This window comes from Asanoa ferruginea (genome assembly GCF_003387075.1).
Lineage (GTDB): Bacteria > Actinomycetota > Actinomycetes > Mycobacteriales > Micromonosporaceae > Asanoa > Asanoa ferruginea.
Map to the genome: position 1 here is coordinate 7,659,344 of NZ_QUMQ01000001.1, position 15,662 is coordinate 7,675,005.

Below are 15,662 nucleotides of genomic sequence, written 5' to 3' on the forward strand. Positions count from 1 at the left end.
GCCATCTCGATGGGTGTTTCACCACCGGTGCTGCATCGCGGCCTCTCGTCCGGCCAGATGGGGATGCTCACGATTGGCAGCGTCATCGGCACCGGGTTGTTCCTCGGGTCCGGGCTGGCCGTTTCGATGGCCGGCCCGACCGTGCTGCTCGCCTACCTCGTCGCCGCCGTGCTGGCGGTCGCGCTCACCTACGCCGCGATCGAGATGGCCGCCGCCAACCCGGATCTCAACGGGTTCGGCGCGTTCGCCTACCGCTATCTCGGGCCCCTCGCCGGGTTCGCCCAGCGGTGGTTGTACTGGGGTGTCGTCGTCATCAGCACCGGCACCCAGGCGGTGGCCGTCGGGATCTACGTGCGCTACTGGTGGCCGCAGGTGCCCCTCTGGATCCCTGTCGCGCTGTCGGCCGCCGCAGTCGTGGTGACCAACCTGTTCTCGGTGCGTGCCTTCGGCACGCTCGAATACTGGTTCTCCGCCATCAAGGTGTCCGCGATCGTCGCCTTCCTCGTGCTGGGCGTCGTGCTCGTCACGGTCGGGCTGCCCAACCGGCCCGCGGTCGGCCTGACCGCGTTCACCGATGCCCCGTCCTATTTGCCGCAGGGCATCACGGGTCTGGCCGTCGCGCTGGTCGTCGCGAGTTTCAGCTTCGGCGGCACCGAGACGCTCGCACTCGCGGCCGCCGAATCCCGCAACCCCAGCCTCGACCTCGCCCGCACCGCCCGCTGGACGATCCTGCGGCTGTGCGTCTTCTATCTGCTCGGCATGGCGATCGTGGTCTGCGTCGCTCATGCGGTCGCCGCGGCGCCCGACGGCGAGCTCACCGCGAGCCCGTTCGTGCGCGTCTTCGACTGGGCCGGCCTGCCGATCGCGGCCGCGGCGATGAACTTCGTGGTCCTCACGGCCGCGCTGTCCGCGCTCAACGCGATCGTCTATGTGTCGACCCGCACGCTGTTCTCACTCGCCGTCGACGGTCAGGCGCCGAGGTGGGCGACCCGGGTCAATCGCCGGGGCGTGCCGGTGAACGCGGTCGCGGCCTCCGCCGTCGGGCTGCCGTTCGCGGTGACGGTCGCCCTGGTCTCGCCCGACGACGCGTTCGCGAAGATGCTCGGCATCGTGATGTTCGGCGCCATCACGACCTGGGTGCTGATCTTCGCGACCCACGCGTCCTTCCGCCGCCGCCGCACGGCCGACGAGGTCCGCCGCTCGCCGCTGTCGCTGCCGGGCGGCTGGCGCACCAGCGCCAGCGCGGCGGTCGCGATGGCGGCGGTGGCGGTCGGCATGCTGTTCATCGACATTTTCAGGACCGCGTGGACCGTCGGCGCACCGAGCCTGTTGGCGATCCTGGCGGCGTACGCGGTGGTGCGGATGGTGCGAGACCGGAGAGGAACAACTCGGCCCGGCGGGCGAAGAGGTGGGCCCCGCGCTCGGCGGAGTGCGCGCGAGCCCGTTGAGCGGCCGTCCGCACCGCGCTGACGGGTTCACCGCGGGCGTCGAGCAGACGCGCCCGCAGCAGCAGCAACAGTCCCTCGGCGTAGCGCTGGCCGACGGCGTCGAGGGCCTGCTCGGCGCGGTCGAGTGCGACGGCGGCCTGGTCGGGCAGGCCGGCCGCCAGCCACATCTCGGCGATCAACCCGTGGTGGTAGGCGATTCCCCAGCGGGGCGGGTCGAGCAGGTTGGCCGTCAGGAGTTCCTCGGCCTCGGCCGCGGCGTCGGCCGGACGGTCGCCGGTCAGGGCCCGGGCCCAGCACCAGTTCTGTCGGATGTAGTGGTCAATCTGCATATTGAGGCGGTCCAGGCCGGCGAGGCTCCACCGCTCGCCCGCCCGCCGGGCGGTGACCGCATCACCGGCCAGCGACGCGATCATGGTGGTGTAATAGGTCCACACCGAGACCGCGTAAGGGTCGTCGGGGTCGTCCCAGGTGTCGACGAGGGCCTGCGCCGTCTCGACGTCACCCTGCAACGCGGTCGTCACCGCCCACCAGCCGGGCCCCTCTCCCGGAATGCTCCCGTCGCGGCGCAGCGGGGTCAGCGTGTCCGGCCCGGCGAGCTGGTCTCCGGCGAACGACCGGACGGCCTCGCCGATGTCGCCGACATCCCACAGGTGCAGGCCCCAGGCCGACCGGCCGTAGAGCCGGACGGTCGGATCGGAGGACGCCTGGCCCTGCTCGTGCATCCGGCGGGCCAACGTCGCGCGGTGCTCCACCATGAAGGTGTAGGCGCCCATCACGCGGATGAAGAGGAAGTCGGCGGCATCGGCTTCGCGGCCGCGCATGCGGGCGAGGTGTTCGGCCCGCTCCAACAGGTCGAACGTCGGACCGTCGAATCGTGACTGTCGGCGGGCGACAACGGCGACCAGGGTGAGCACCGACAACTCCAGGTCGCCGAGCCCCGCCGTTCGCGCGATCCGGGCGGCCGCCTGGAGATGCCGGCCGGCGGCGTCGAACGCGAGCTTCGACGCGGCGCGGCGGCCGGCCCGCACCAGCGCCTCCGCTGTGCGAGCCGCGTCGGCGAGGGGGCCGGCGGCCCAACAATGGTAGGCAAGACGTTCGGCGCCGGAGTCGTCGTCGGCCCTGGTCGCCTCGAGCGCGTCGGCGATGCGCAGATGCAGCAGGATCGCCCGCTGCCCGGTGGTGCTCTCGGAAACCGACTCACGGACGATGTCGTGCGCGAAGCGCACCGAGAACGGGTCGTCCGGCCCGGTTTCGAGCAGGCCGAGCGCGTGCAGCGGCTCGAGGCTAGTGAGGCAGTCCGCGGCGTCGACGCCGGCGGCGCGGGCCAGGAGTCCGAGGTCGACATCGCGGCCGATCAGCGCGGCGATGTGCAGCAGTTCGCACGTGTGGTCGTCGAGACCGCCCATCCGATCCCGGACGACGTCGCGCACGGTGGACGGTATCCGGGAGCCGTCGACGAACGCGCCGCCGTCACCGAGGAGTCGGGACAGTTCACGGACGAAGAACGCATTGCCGGCGGTACGGGCGAGAACGGATCGGACGACAGCCGCGCTGGCCTCGTGACCTGTCTCCTGGCGGATCAGCTCGGCCACCGCGGCCAGGTCGAGCGGGCCGAGCCGGAACCGGCGATGGCCGGGCAGCCGGCTCACCGCGGCCAGCAACCGGGACAGACCCGAGCCCGGCGTGGGCGCGCGATCGCGAAAGGCCCCGACGATCGCGGTCCCAGCGGGCAGCCGCCGGGCCAGGTGGGTGAGCAACTCGAGCGAAGCGGCGTCGGCCCATTGGAGATCGTCGAGAATCAGCAGCGTCGGTCGTCGCGCCGCGGCCTGGCCGACAACGGCGACGACCTGTTCGAACAGCCGGTAGTGGGCGTTGCTGTCGGGAATGGCACGCGGTGCGCGGTCGCCGACCGGTTCGAGCAGGTTGCTCAGCTCGCCGGCGAGCCAGTTCGCCCGCGACGGCGCTGGCAGGCTGTCGACGATTGAGCCCAGCACCCTTTCCCACGGCCACATCGACGGGGTCCCGTCGCCTTGCAGGCAGGTTCCCCAGACGACGAGCGCACCGCGCTGGCCCGCCGCGGCGGCCGCCGCCTCCAACAGGCGGGTCTTGCCGACGCCCGCTTCGCCCTCGACGACGCCGATCGCCGTGCCGCCGGCGAGCGCGCTGTCCACGATGCTCCCGAGCGTCGCGATCTCGTCGGTGCGGCCGACCAGGCCGGTCGTCCCACTCCCCTGCTGGGCCGTCGGGATCTTCCGGTGTGCGGCGACCAACGCCGGGCCGGGGTCGATCCCGAGTTCGTCGGCCAGGCGGTCGCGGACGGTGCCGAAGACGGTCAGCGCCTCCGCGTGGCGCCCGGCGGCGCTCAGGACGTCGATGAGGCTGGCCTGCACCGGTTCCCGGAACGGCGCCATCGACGTCGCCAGGCGCAACGCGGGCAGGACCCGATCCGGTTGGCGCAGCGACACCGCGAGCGCGGCCGCGGCCGCGGCCGCGTCGTGGAACTCGTCGCCGAGTGCGGCGAAGACCGGCTTCGACCTGGCGCTGGTGACGATTCCGCCGCCAGGCGGGCCACGCCACAGGTCGAGAGCGTCGACGTAGTGGTCGAGCGCCGCTTCGGGGTGCTGCGCGGACTGCGCCGCGGCGACCTTCTCGCGGAAGGTGCCAAGGTCCAGCATCCCGGGACGAGCGGTGAACAGGTAGGCGGTGCCACGCCGGTGGAGCAGGGATCCCCTGCGGTGGGCCGCGAGTCCCGGCTCGAGAACCCGGCGTAGCCCTCCGACGTACTTCTGGATGATGTTGACCGCGCTCGGGGGCGCGTCTTCACCCCAGATCAGGTCGACCAGCTCGCCCGTGCTGGTCGGCTTGCCGACGCGGGCCACGAGCAGCGCCAAGAGCGACACCTGTTGCGGAGGACCGGCATCGATCTCGGCGCCGTCGCGCCACAGCTTCAGTGGGCCGAGGATCTGTATTCGGAGGGACGATCCGTCAGCCGGCGGACCGTTGTCGCCGGGCCGAACGGAAGGGTCTGGCACAGCGACGCCTTTCAACCGGGACGCGATGGGCGCGATCGCCGGTCATGTGGTTGCGCCGACGCACGCAGCCGGATGCTATCGCGGCTCAGCAGGTGGCCAGCATGCCGTTCAAGGCAGACTTTTCCGCGCTGTCGACGGAGAGGCTGTAGAAGTATTTGACCTGGATCCAGGCGCGGGCGTAGGTGCAGCGGAACGAAGCCAGCGATGGTTGCCAGGTGGCGGGGTCCTGGTCGCTCTTGGACTGGTTGACGTTGTCGGTGACGGCCCACAGTTCGGGTCCGCCGAGGTCGTTGGCGTAGGTCTGGCGGCGGGCCGTGGTCCAGGACCAGGCGCCGGAGGCCCAGGCTTCGGCGAGCGGCACCATGTGATCGATGTCGACGTCGGACGCGGCGGTCCAGGTGGCGCCGTCATAAGGGCTGTACCAGCTGCCGGAGGTGGCGGCGCAGCTGCTGTTGACCACGACGCCGGAGCCGTCGCGCTTGAGGACCTGTTCGCGGGTGTTGCAGGCGCCGGTGATGGTGATCCAGTGCGGGAACAGGTCACGGTTGTAGGTCGAGCCGTGCGACTCGGCGGCGACGGTGAGCGAGTTGAGCCGGCTGACCGCGGTGGCGTAGGAAGGGATGTTCGGCGGGGTCGCCTGCGCGGGCGTGGCGACGAGGGTGACGGCGAGGGTGGCCACGGTGGTGGCTGCCACGGCGATGGCGGCCCTGAGGGTGCGGACCATCGAGTTCTCCTGACCTGTGGCCGTGGCCGGGCGGGGGTCTCCGGCGGGGCACGACACACGATCCATCGATGGAAGCAGATGTATTGGTCGCGGTCCAGATTTCGCGAGGGACCGGGCCGTGAACATCGCGTTACCGCAGGCGCTCGACGACCGCCAGGTAGTCCGAGTAGAACAGGCCCAGTCCGACGGCCACGCAGACGCCGGCCACGATCCAGAACCTGATCACAATATTGATCTCGCTCCAGCCACCCAGCTCGAAGTGGTGGTGCAACGGCACCATCCGGAAGACCCGTCGACCGGTGGTCCGGAACGAGACGATCTGGATCACCCAGGTCGTCGTGATGAGGACGAAAAGCCCGCCGATGATGATCGACAGCAGCGTGGTGCGGGTCGCCACCGCGAGCCCGCCGATCAGGCCGCCGAGCCCGAGCGAGCCGACGTCACCCATGAAGATCCGCGCGGGAGACGTGTTCCACCACAGGAAGCCCAGGCAGGCGGCGGCCGCCGCGGCCGCGATCAGGGCGATCTCCAGGGGGTCCCGGACCTGGTAGCAGTAGGTGTTCGCGCTCGCGTACGCCTCGTCGGCGCACCAGTGCCGGTATTGCCAGAAGCCGATCAGCGCGTACGCACCGAGCACCAGGACCGACGCGCCGGTGGCCAGGCCGTCGAGGCCGTCGGTGAGGTTGACGCCGTTGGACATCGCCGTGATCACGAAGACGAAAACGAGCACCGAGCCGACCTTGCCGACGTCGAGCCAGCTGATGTCGCGGATGAGCGAGATGTGCTCGCTGGCCACGGTCTGGCCGTTGGTGCTGGCCACATAGAGCGCGGCGACGCCGAACCCGCCTCCGACGATCGCCTGGCCGAGCAGCTTGCCCTTGGCGGACAGTCCGTCGGAGTTGCGCCGGCGCACCTTGAGGAAGTCGTCGAAGAAGCCGACCACGCCGCAGAAGACGAACAGCCCGAGCAGGACCAGGGCCGTCATGGTCGGCCCCTCCTGCGCTATCTGCCGCTCGGGCAGGGTGGTCAGGGCGAGGTGCCCCGCGACGTAGGCGATGACGGTCGCCACGATGAACGCGACGCCACCCATCGTGGGTGTGCCCTTCTTGGTCTGATGGGTGGACGGCCCGATGGATCGGATCGGCTGGCCGGCCTTGAGCGCGGTGAAGACGCGGATCGCCACCGGCGTGCCGAACAGGGAGATGAAGAACGCGACCGCGGCCGAGACGATGACCGCCCTCACGAGCGAACCCCCACGAGCCGAGGGTGCGGAGACTCTTTCGCGAAATCATCGATCACGGGACAGGAGCTTGCCATCCGGCGGCAAGCGCGGCCGCCCCGGACCTCACCGCGCCGCTGTTCGCGGCTAGAGGTATAGACCGGTGGCGACCGGCTCGCGTTCTTCCGTGCCGCCGTAGCCCTCGCGCAGTGCGTAGAGCTCGGCCAGGGTGGCGCCGCCCGCGGGCACCCCTGCCGAGCTGCCGAGCCAGGCGCTGGCCTCACCGAACGGCAGCGCCGGCACCTCGACGCGGGCCAGGCACCGCCCGGGACGCACGACGGCCGGGTGCAGGCGGGCGAGGTCTTCGTTGGTCGTGATCGCCACCAGCACCTTGCGGCCCTGACCGAGGAGGCCGTCGGTGAGGTTGAGCAGCCGCGAGAGCGCCTGGCCGGTGTTGTCCTTGGCCTCGGCGCGGATCAGCTCGTCGCAGTCTTCCAGTAGCAACAGTCGCCACTTGTCGTGCCGCTTGTCGGGGCACCGGCAGTCACCGGAGCTGCTGAGGGCGACCTCCATCAGGTAGGCCGGGCTGGAGAACAGCGCCTCCGGGTCGAGCACGCAGTCGAACTGGCACCACTCGTGCCACTCGCGAGCGAGGGCCCGCAGCACCGTGGTCTTGCCGGTGCCGGGCGGGCCGTGCAACAGCAACAGCCGGCCGTGGACGGACTCGCGGTCGACCTTCACGAGACGGTCGAAGCTGGCCGCCGCCACCCCGGCGTAGTTGGCCCGGATGTCGGCCCAGGAACCCGCCGTGATCGACCGCGGGTGACGCTGCGGGCCCTGGGCTCCCGCATACCAGAAGCCCATCTGGACCGAGTCTTCAACCGGCGCGGGCTCCTCGGTCATCCCCTCGACAGCACGGTCGATGATCTCGGCGACCAGCTCGGCCGTGACGGCGGTGACCGAGATCTGTGCGCTCTTCTGCCGTGGCCAGTGCACGGACCGCAGGGTCCAGCCCTCGCCGGCGGCCAGCCGGGCGTGCTCGGTGGTGCTGATGCTCTCGCGCAGCGCGGTGACGCCGGCCGGAAGCAGGGTGGCGTCGGGACGCACGTCGGTCAGGTCGCGGGTCGTCGAGTGCGGCTGGTGGCCGGCGACGAACGCGGTCAGCGCGAGCGCGTCGATGACGTCACGAGGAGAGTCGGAGTCGTCGAAGGTGAGCACGACGGGCAGCACCGACTCCGGCGCGACGCCGGGGGCGCCGAGCTCGAACGGGATCTGCCGCGGGATACGCACCCCTTAATGATCGCCGCTCCATTCGTTTATGGGTAGCGGATTTCCGGCCCGCTGCGTTTGTCCATGATGGACGGTGCGCGCCAGGGTGGGAATCACCACCGCCGCGGGAACGAGGTGTAACAACAGGAGGGCGGCGGTGGTGGCGGCGTTCGCGCCGGAGAGCAGGGGCGCGAGCAACGAGATCGCGGTCAGCGACACCGCCGTCCGCACCCACAGCACGGCGGGGCGGGCGCTCCAACGACGAAGCGCGGCGGCGATGACGATGCCCACGAGCGAGAAGAAGCCGGTCACCACGGCGAACCCGGGCAACGGGATCGTCTCGCCACCGTCCGGGACCTCGAAGTCGACGCCAACGGCCCGGGCGAGCGCGGCGGCGAGGGTGGTCGCCACCATCGCCGCGAGCGTGGCGAGGAGGCCGGTGCCGACCAGCCCGCGGAATCGGCCCGCGCCGGCCCCGGTGTCACTCATGCCGCGGCACCGAGCTGCGCGGCGATGCCGTCCAGGCACCACTGCCAGCCCACCCGCAGGTGCTCGATCGTCGTCACGCCCGACAGTCCCTCGACCGTGAGCTCCAGCCGGGTCCCGCCCTCGACCGGCAGGAACAGCACCGTGCAGCGCGACCGTTCAGCCATGTCCTCCCCCTCGGTCAGCACGTCGAGCACGAGCCGCCGCACCGGCTCGAAGACCGAGAAGGTCGCCTTTTCGGTGTACGCGTCGCCCTCCGGTCGGGGGCCGAAGCTCAGCCGGTAGCCCCCGCCCTCGCGGGCGTCGACCTCACAGCTCGACAGCCGCCAGTCCGGGTCGGGCAGGACCCAGCGCTCCAGCAGGTCGGCGCGGGTCCAGGCGGCCCACACCCGCTCGGGCGGCGCCGGGTAGGTGCGGTCGAGGTCGAACGTCAGGAGCGGAGCGGTGGTCACGTGTCCTCCAGGAGGGTGCCGAGAGCGTCCAGCCGGGTCGACCAGAGCGCCTGCTGCTGTGCGGTCCAGGTGGCTACGGCGACGAGGGCGTCATCGCGCAGCCGGCACTCGCGTACGCGACCGCGTTTGATCGTCGTCACCAACCCCGCCTCCTCGAGCACCCGGAGGTGCTTGAGCACGGCGGGCAGCGACATCGACGTCGGCGCCGCGAGGTCACCGGCGGAGGTCGGCCCGCGGACGAGCCGCTCGACGATGGCCAGGCGGGTCGGGTCGCCCAGGGCCGCGAACTGACGGTGAACCATTTGGTTTACTATTGCCGCCTACCTCGCCCGTGTCAACCCGCTTGGCACCGCGGCTATCGTGTCGGCGTGTCTGGTGCTGCGACGTATCGCGAGGTGGGCGAGGCCGGCTGGGCCTGGGCGCTGGGCCAGGTCCGCCACGACGACGGGCCGTGGCTGGCCGAGGTGGTCGGCGACGACCCGCCGCAGCCGGCCGACGATCGCGACTCGCTCTACGGTGGCATCGCCGGGCTGGCTCCCGTGCTCGCCGAGCTGCGCCTCCACCGCGAGCTCAGCAGCGCCGAGACGGCACTGGCGGCCGGCATCGTCGAGCGGCTCGGCCGGCAGTCGCCACCGGTCGGCGCCGACCCGTCGCTCTATGACGGCCTCGCCGGCGTCGTGACCGCGCTGCGGTTGCTGGCGCCCGGGCGGGAGCGGGTGGCGATGGGGCGGCTGGCCGAGCTGCGTACGCCGGCGGGCTGGGCACCGGCGCCGCGCATCGAGGCGGAGTCGCACGGGCCGGTGACGGACATCGTCTCCGGCAGCGCCGGGGTGGTGCTCACCGCCGCGTGGGCCGGCGGCGACGGTGCCGACGACGTCATGACGACCGGTGGCGAGGCGCTCATGCGGGTGGCCGAACCGGCCGAGGGCGGCCTGGACTGGCGGATGTGGCCGGGCTACCGCTCCAGCAACCCCAACTTCTCGCACGGCACCGCCGGCGTGGCCGCGGCATTGGCCGTGGCCGGGCACGCCCTCGACCGGGCCGACTTCGTCGCCGCCGCGCTGCGGGGCGCCGAGCACCTGGTGGCCATCGCCTCGTTCGACGACGGCGGGTTCGTGCTCGAGCACACCATCCCGCGGTCACAGCGCGAGGTGGAGCCGGTGACCTACAACTGGTGTCACGGCCCGGCCGGCACGTCCCAGGTGTTCGCCGCGCTGGCCCGCGCCGGTGTCGAGCGGGTCGGCGACTTCGAGGTCGCCGAGCTGCGCCGGCGCTGCCTGCGTTCGGTGCTGACCTCTGGTCTTCCGCAACGGCTCCGGCCGGGCTTCTGGGACAACGACGGGCGCTGCTGCGGCACCGCCGGCGTGGCCGACATCCTGCTCGACGCGGCCCAGGACAGCACCGACGAGTCCTACCGCGAGCTGTTGCTGCGCGGCGCCGCGACGATGGCCGACGCCCTGGTCGACCGCGCGATCCGCGACGACGCGGGTGCGCGCTGGCGGTTCGTGGAATACCGGCAGGACCCGCCGCTGCTGCCGCCGGGCACGGCGTGGATGCAGGGCGCGGCGGGGATCGCGGCGTTCCTGCTGCGCCTCGCCCGCGTGCTGGATGACGGCCCGACCGCCGCGGTCGTCGACCGCCCGGACCAGTGGTGGACGGTGCCGGAGCGGCTGTGCGTGACCCACCTGGCATTGCCGTAACGGCAAGCGAGAGGTCCGCGGCAACCGCCGCGGACCTCTCGTTCGAATACCTACTTGAGGATCGTAATGGTCGCCGTGCGGTAGTTCTTGCCCTTGTTCTTGTCCGGGTCGTAGTTGTTCTCGACGTTGCCGGCGGCGTCGACCGAGAACCACTGGAACGTGGTCGTGGTGGTCACGTGGAACACCTCGCCCGGCTCACGGAACTCGGTCGCCTCGTAGCGGGGCGACTGGAGCGTGGGCCGGCTGCCATCGGTCGTGTAGTAGATGGTCGCCGGCTCGTTGGTCTCGAAGTGCACGTCGACCGGGCGGCTGAACTTGCCGCCGCCGGGGACGAGCGTCGACTTCGGGTCCTTCTTGTCCTTGCCCCATTCCGCGGCGATCCGGAACATCTCCATGATGCCGTTGGCGTATTCCATCGTCTCGGAGTGGCCGCTGACCAGGTTGGGGTCGCCCTCCCAGGCCGGCTGGAACGAGCCGCCCTGCCAGTTGCCGGTGGCCGGGTTGTAGACCGAACCGCCGACCTCCCAACCGAAGGCGAAGATGCCGTACGTGTTGTAGAGGTCTTCACGCACGTTGCCGGCCGACGAGTAGAGGACGTCGGACGAGCCGCCGACGTTCTCCGGCGTGACAACCGTTTCCCGGTAGGCCTTGACCTGCGACAGGATCCGGCCGGCCGACTGCCAGTAGAACGCCTCGTCGCCCAGCGGCGGCCGCGGCGTGGTGATCCGGCCGTCGGCGATGTAGGCGCCCGGCTGCCAGAACAGCTGGCCGCCGTTGGAGTGCACCGACATCATGAACTTGATGTTGGCGTACTTCTCGACCAGCCAGATGATGTTCTTCGACTCCGGCTCGGACAGCTCCGCCGGGCCCTGGAACGTGTCGCTGGTGCAGCTGAACGACGCGCCGTCGTAGCCGTCGAAGCCCGAACCGACCCGGTAGTTGCGGTTGAGGTCGACGCCCCAGGAGTTGCGGCGGGCCGGGTCGTCGTTGGCGTCCGGGCAGTGGTTGGTCATGTTCCGGCGCTGCGAAGCGTTGTTGTAGAAGCTGTAGTTCGCACCGTCGGGGTTGTTGGACAGGATGAAGAAGACGTCGGTGTCGTTGACGATCTTCTTCGTCTCCTTGTCGGTCTTGTAGTTGTGCACCAGCCGCTCGGCCGACTCCAGCGAGGTCGTCGCGGGCACCCATTCGCGGGCGTGGTCCTGCGCCTGGATCAGGACGCCGGGCCGGCTACCGTCGCGGTGCTTGCCGATCCGCAGCACCGGGATCGTCTTCGGGCCGCGGGGCACCTCGCCTTCCGGCGCGCCGACCCGCTTCTGGTCGAGGAAGTCGGTCAGCGCGACCGGCGCGGTCGTCGCGGCGACGATGCCGGTGCCCACATTGGTGCGGTAGGGGTGTGCCCGGTCGACCAGCCCCTGCGACTGGGTCTCGAGCGCCGTCGACACCTCCGTGGCGGTGCTGGCGAGCGCCCCGTTGGCGTCCTTGGCGAGCAGGACGCGGATGGCCTTGCCGGTCACCTCGACGCCGAGCGGCAGGTCCGCGCCCGGCCGGTCGACGAACTCGACCGTGATGTCGTTGCCGCCCTCGTGACCCCACGCGGCCGAGTCGACGACGACCGCGGACTCACCGGTGCCACCGATCGTGGCCTGGGCCTTGCGCTGGTAGCCGTTCGTCCGGTTCGGCAGGTAGATGATCTCGGCGATGTCCGGGTACTGCTCGGCGATCTGCTCAGCACGCGCGTACAGCTGCTGGGGGTTCTGGTAGCTGTTGACGAAGTTGGACTTGTAGCCCTGGTTCTCGGTCAACGGCGGCGGAGCGCCCTCGAGCCAGTCGGAGACGGTGCCGATGGCGACGCCGCCGGTCGAGCTGGTGACCCTGATCTCGTGCGGCCGGGTGGCCAGTTTGAACAGGTTCCGGTGGAACATGTACTGCCCCGAGTCGACGAACCGGCTCATCGTGCGGGCGTACCCCCACGGGGTGGCCTTGCCCGAGTCGTTCTCGAGCTGCATGCCGACGATCGGGTCGGCCTGCTGCCCTTCGGTGGTGCGGGCCTCGACGTAGAGGAAGCCCTGGCCCTTCGTGGTGAACCAGTCGGCGCGGACGACCCGCACGGTGTCGGCGTGGGTGAGCGGTGCGACCGAGCGCGCGCCGAAGCTGGCGGTGAGGCCGCCGTCGGCCGCCTCGGGCCACTGGAAGCCCTCACCGTCTGCGAGGATCTTGACGCCCAGCGCCTTGAGCTCGGCGACCTGGTCGGTGGTCACCATCGCTTCGCCCTCGATGCCGTTGGGCACCCGGGTGAGGCCGTGTTCGATGTCGAAGCCGGCGTCGTTGACCTTGTCGAGCATGGCGGAGCCGGTCAGCTCGATGCGGACACTCCGCGCCTGGTCCTCGTCCTCCAGCTGGGACCGTCCGGCGGTGGGCGCCACGGGATCCGCGCCCGCGGATGGGTTTGCCACCAGGACGCTGCTCACCAACAGGGCAGGCAGCGCGAGAAGTGCGAGCCGCAGTCGTCTGCGTCGCATGCTTCCTCCTTACTTTCTGCGCGTTAAGTCCACGAAGGACACTCGGGCAAGGCGGGATGGGTCCGATCAGCGTATGTGCATCTTTGGTTTCGGCAGCCGGCCGCAGCGGATCTTGAGGATTACTTGAGCCAGTGCGCGACCGGCCGAGCCGGCAAGATCGACATCCGGTCTTCCGACAATTCCGCCCGTACGTTCACCGTCCCGTCAACGGCGCGCACGTAGCGTCAGCCCGACTTGGGAGGGGGCCGATGGCTATCGAGCAGCGACCGCGACGGGTGCGATCGCGTCTGGTTCTGGTTGGCGCTGTGTTCGTCGTCGGGCTCGGACTCCTCTACCCGGCGCACTGGCTGTTCCATCCCTGGGGCGCGCCGTTCCGACCCGGCCTGGTCGGCTACTGGCAGGGCGAGGTCCCTTTCGGTTCCGGGGACAGCCGCACGATGGTCCTGCGGCTGCGGGACGAGGTCGGTGGCGGCGACGAAGGCTCGGAGATCGGCGGGAGCGCCACGGTGTGCGAGGCCGGGCAGAGCGTGACGTACGAGATCTCCGGCGACGCGACCAACTACCGCGGCACCCGCTTCTGGCTGAACGCCCAACCCACCGGTGCCGCGGCCGGCCTCTACCTGGGCCGGCTCAACGGTGCGTGGGACGGCCGGGATGGTCTCACCGTCTCCACCTCGCTGCTCCGGATCGACCCGGACGGCGCCGCCGGCTTCGCCACCCCGGACGCGCCGCCCGTCAGCTTCCAGCTGGGCCGGGCCAGCGAGGCCGACTTCACGGGAGCCTGCGACGGGTGATGCCGTCCAGGACCGTGGTCAGGTTGTGGTCGAAGGTCTCCTCGGCGTTGAGGTGGGCGCCGTCGATGACCAGCCGGGCGACGGTGGGATAGTTGCCCGTTTCCAACATGCGGGTGAGGTAGGGGCCGAGACTGGCCTGCCAGGCGGCCTCGTCGGTGCCGGTTGACCGGGCGGTGCGCCGCTCGGTGACCTCCCGGCGGATCGCGCCGATGATGAAGGCGTTGAGGGCACCCACCGCCCGCTGGAGATCGTCGATGCCGCGCACGGCGGGTGCCTGGCTCAGCGCCGCCGCGGTCGCCTCGCCCACCGCGAGGGCGTGCGGCCCCAGGTGTGGCCGCCCGCCGAGCAGGTCGGCGAACCACTCGTGGTCGAGGGCGGCGGCCCGGGTCGCGCGTGCGATGGTCAGCACCGTGTCGCGCCAGCCGGAGTGCCGGTCGGCCTCGGCGATCCGGGCGTAGACGACGTCGACCATCAGATCGAGTAGTTCGGACCTGTTGCGTACATAGTCGTAGAACCGCATCGGCCCGACGCCCAACTCTTTGGCGAGCTTGCGCACCGACAGGCCGTCGAGGCCGTGCGCGTCTGCGAGCCGGATCGCTGTGGCGGCGATCGTCGCTCGGCGCAGCGGCACCGGCGCCGCCCGCGGCTGGGGCTCGGGGCGTTCCCAAACCGGCACTACCTCGCTACCGTACGGTGTATCCACGAATACACTGTACGGTAACGAGGTGGGTATGCGAATCGCGATCTGCGGTGGCGGGCTCGGCGGGCTGACGCTGGCCCGGGTCCTGCACCGACACGGCATCGAAGCGACGGTGTACGAGCGCGAGGCGAGCCGGTCCGCACGGTCCCAGGGCGGCTCGCTCGACCTGCACCCGGAGTCGGGGCAACGGGCCCTGGCCGAGGCGGGTCTGGCCGGGCGGTTCCGGTCGCGGGCCCGGCCCGAGGGTGAGGAACATCGCGTCCTCGACCCGACCGGGCGGACGCTCGTACACCATGAACCGGATCCTGGCTCGTTCTCCGGCCGTCCCGAGATCGACCGGAGCGCGTTGCGTGATCTTCTCCTCGACTCCCTCCCCCGCGACGCGGTGCTCTGGGGGCACCGGCTCGCCGCTGCGACCCCGCGATCCGAGGGCGGCTGTGACCTCGCTTTCGACTCCGGCCACCGCACCGGCTGCGACCTCCTCGTCGGCGCCGACGGCGCCCGCTCCGTCGTCCGAAAGCTGCTGACCGGCGTTCAGCTGTCCTATGTGGCCACTCTGGTCGAGCTGAGTATCGAAGACGTCGACCGGCGCCATCCCGAAATCGCCGAGCTGGTCGGCGGCGGGAACCTGTGGTGCGTCGGCGCGAACCAGATCCTGGCGGCGCAACGCCTCGGCGACGGCAGCCTGCGGGTCGGTATCTCGCTGCGCGCAACCGATCGGCCCCTCGACAGCAAGCGCGCCCTGTTGGACATCTTCGACGGCTGGGACGCCCGCCTCACCACGCTCATCGAGGCCGGCGACAGCGCGCCGGTGCCGCGCGCGATCGAAACGATGCCCATCGGCACGCGCTGGACGAGCCGCCCGGGCGTCACGCTCATCGGCGACGCCGCGCACCTCATGCCGCCGGTCGGCGAGGGCGCCAACCAGGCCATGCTCGACGGCGCCGAACTCGCCGGCCACCTCGCCGCCAACCCGGCGGACCCGGACGCGGCGATCCGGGCCTACGAGGAGGCGATGTTCACCAGGATCTCGCCGATCGCCGAGATGTCGGCCCGGGTCCAGGCGATGATGCTGTCCGACACCGCGGCGGACGACATCGTCCGCTTCTTCACGGCCCGCCCCACCGAAGCGGCGTCCACGGGCTGAAAGCGTTGCCGTTACCCATTTTCGTCCCCCACCGGCCACCCGGTCACGAACTGGACGCAGGCGTCCACGGTCTTGCCCTCCGGCGCCGCGCTCTACCTCTGGAACCGCCAGACCGGCGACCTCTACCTCTGGGAGAACCTGGCGTTCACCGACAACGGCTACCTGACCGGTT

Annotated in this window: 12 protein-coding genes and 1 pseudogene; 4 read left to right on the plus strand and 9 right to left on the minus strand. The window is 70.9% G+C overall.

The annotated features are described in order from the left end of the window. Positions 1-63 precede the first annotated feature (63 nt). Positions 64-1,290, plus strand: a pseudogene (locus tag DFJ67_RS44180) (amino acid permease); the annotation flags it as partial. Between the two features lie 4 nt (positions 1,291-1,294). Here DFJ67_RS44180 and DFJ67_RS35825 read toward each other — a convergent pair. From DFJ67_RS35825 to DFJ67_RS35855, 7 genes are all read right to left on the minus strand, one after another. Beyond that, entirely contained in the window at positions 1,295-4,480 is a 3,186-nt protein-coding gene (locus DFJ67_RS35825; protein ID WP_203783338.1) for an ATP-binding protein, read from the minus strand. An 85-nt stretch (positions 4,481-4,565) separates the two neighbouring features. Then, positions 4,566-5,204, minus strand: coding sequence for an HNH endonuclease family protein (locus DFJ67_RS35830; RefSeq protein WP_116073211.1), 639 nt, complete (start codon positions 5,202-5,204; stop codon positions 4,566-4,568). A 130-nt stretch (positions 5,205-5,334) separates the two neighbouring features. Next, positions 5,335-6,447, minus strand: coding sequence for a phospho-N-acetylmuramoyl-pentapeptide-transferase (gene mraY, locus DFJ67_RS35835; protein WP_116073213.1), 1,113 nt, complete (start codon positions 6,445-6,447; stop codon positions 5,335-5,337). 123 nt (positions 6,448-6,570) lie between these two features. Then, positions 6,571-7,713, minus strand: coding sequence for a DUF5925 domain-containing protein (locus DFJ67_RS35840; RefSeq protein ID WP_239097068.1), 1,143 nt, complete (start codon positions 7,711-7,713; stop codon positions 6,571-6,573). A gap of 3 nt (positions 7,714-7,716) precedes the next feature. Next, the gene (locus DFJ67_RS35845; RefSeq protein WP_116073215.1) at positions 7,717-8,181 is read right to left on the minus strand and encodes a DUF6069 family protein; all 465 of its coding nucleotides are present in this window, start codon (positions 8,179-8,181) and stop codon (positions 7,717-7,719) included. Then, complete coding sequence (locus DFJ67_RS35850; protein WP_170216134.1) at positions 8,178-8,630, minus strand: SRPBCC domain-containing protein; 453 nt, start codon at positions 8,628-8,630, stop codon at positions 8,178-8,180. Before DFJ67_RS35850 ends, DFJ67_RS35845 begins: the two co-directional genes overlap by 4 nt. Next, entirely contained in the window at positions 8,627-8,932 is a 306-nt protein-coding gene (locus DFJ67_RS35855) for an ArsR/SmtB family transcription factor (protein WP_116073219.1), read from the minus strand. The genes DFJ67_RS35850 and DFJ67_RS35855 overlap by 4 nt, the downstream gene beginning before the upstream one ends. 66 nt (positions 8,933-8,998) lie before the next feature. Here DFJ67_RS35855 and DFJ67_RS35860 point away from each other — a divergent pair, with 66 nt between their 5' ends. Beyond that, positions 8,999-10,330 (plus strand): lanthionine synthetase LanC family protein, encoded by a 1,332-nt coding sequence (locus DFJ67_RS35860; RefSeq protein ID WP_203783337.1) that lies wholly within the window; start codon positions 8,999-9,001, stop codon positions 10,328-10,330. 50 nt (positions 10,331-10,380) lie between these two features. Here DFJ67_RS35860 and DFJ67_RS35865 read toward each other — a convergent pair whose 3' ends face one another. Further along, positions 10,381-12,849 carry a M14 family metallopeptidase gene (locus DFJ67_RS35865; RefSeq protein ID WP_116073223.1) on the minus strand — a complete coding sequence of 823 codons (2,469 nt, stop codon included), beginning with the start codon at positions 12,847-12,849 and terminating at the stop codon, positions 10,381-10,383. Between the two features lie 305 nt (positions 12,850-13,154). Here DFJ67_RS35865 and DFJ67_RS35870 point away from each other — a divergent pair, with 305 nt between their 5' ends. Further along, positions 13,155-13,643: a hypothetical protein gene (locus DFJ67_RS35870; protein ID WP_116073225.1), complete on the plus strand. Its 489-nt coding sequence runs from the start codon at positions 13,155-13,157 to the stop codon at positions 13,641-13,643. On the opposite strand, the gene DFJ67_RS35875 is transcribed toward DFJ67_RS35870, so the two are convergent. Beyond that, on the minus strand, positions 13,621-14,346 hold the full coding sequence (locus tag DFJ67_RS35875) for a TetR/AcrR family transcriptional regulator (RefSeq protein WP_239097067.1): 726 nt from the start codon (positions 14,344-14,346) through the stop codon (positions 13,621-13,623). The genes DFJ67_RS35870 and DFJ67_RS35875 overlap by 23 nt on opposite strands. Before the next feature lie 28 nt (positions 14,347-14,374). Here DFJ67_RS35875 and DFJ67_RS35880 point away from each other — a divergent pair, with 28 nt between their 5' ends. Continuing rightward, on the plus strand, positions 14,375-15,490 hold the full coding sequence (locus DFJ67_RS35880; protein WP_116073227.1) for an FAD-dependent oxidoreductase: 1,116 nt from the start codon (positions 14,375-14,377) through the stop codon (positions 15,488-15,490). The last annotated feature ends 172 nt before the right edge of the window (positions 15,491-15,662 follow it).

Excerpts from the sequence above, each read along its gene's own strand:
- DFJ67_RS35880 (WP_116073227.1), top strand. The coding sequence starts at position 14,375 with ATGCGAATCGCGATCTGCGGTGGCGGGCTCGGCGGGCTGACGCTGGCC.
- DFJ67_RS35845 (WP_116073215.1), bottom strand. The coding sequence starts at position 8,181 with ATGAGTGACACCGGGGCCGGCGCGGGCCGATTCCGCGGGCTGGTCGGC.
- DFJ67_RS35855 (WP_116073219.1), bottom strand. The coding sequence starts at position 8,932 with ATGGTTCACCGTCAGTTCGCGGCCCTGGGCGACCCGACCCGCCTGGCC.
- DFJ67_RS35865 (WP_116073223.1), bottom strand. The coding sequence starts at position 12,849 with ATGCGACGCAGACGACTGCGGCTCGCACTTCTCGCGCTGCCTGCCCTG.
- DFJ67_RS35830 (WP_116073211.1), bottom strand. The coding sequence starts at position 5,204 with ATGGTCCGCACCCTCAGGGCCGCCATCGCCGTGGCAGCCACCACCGTG.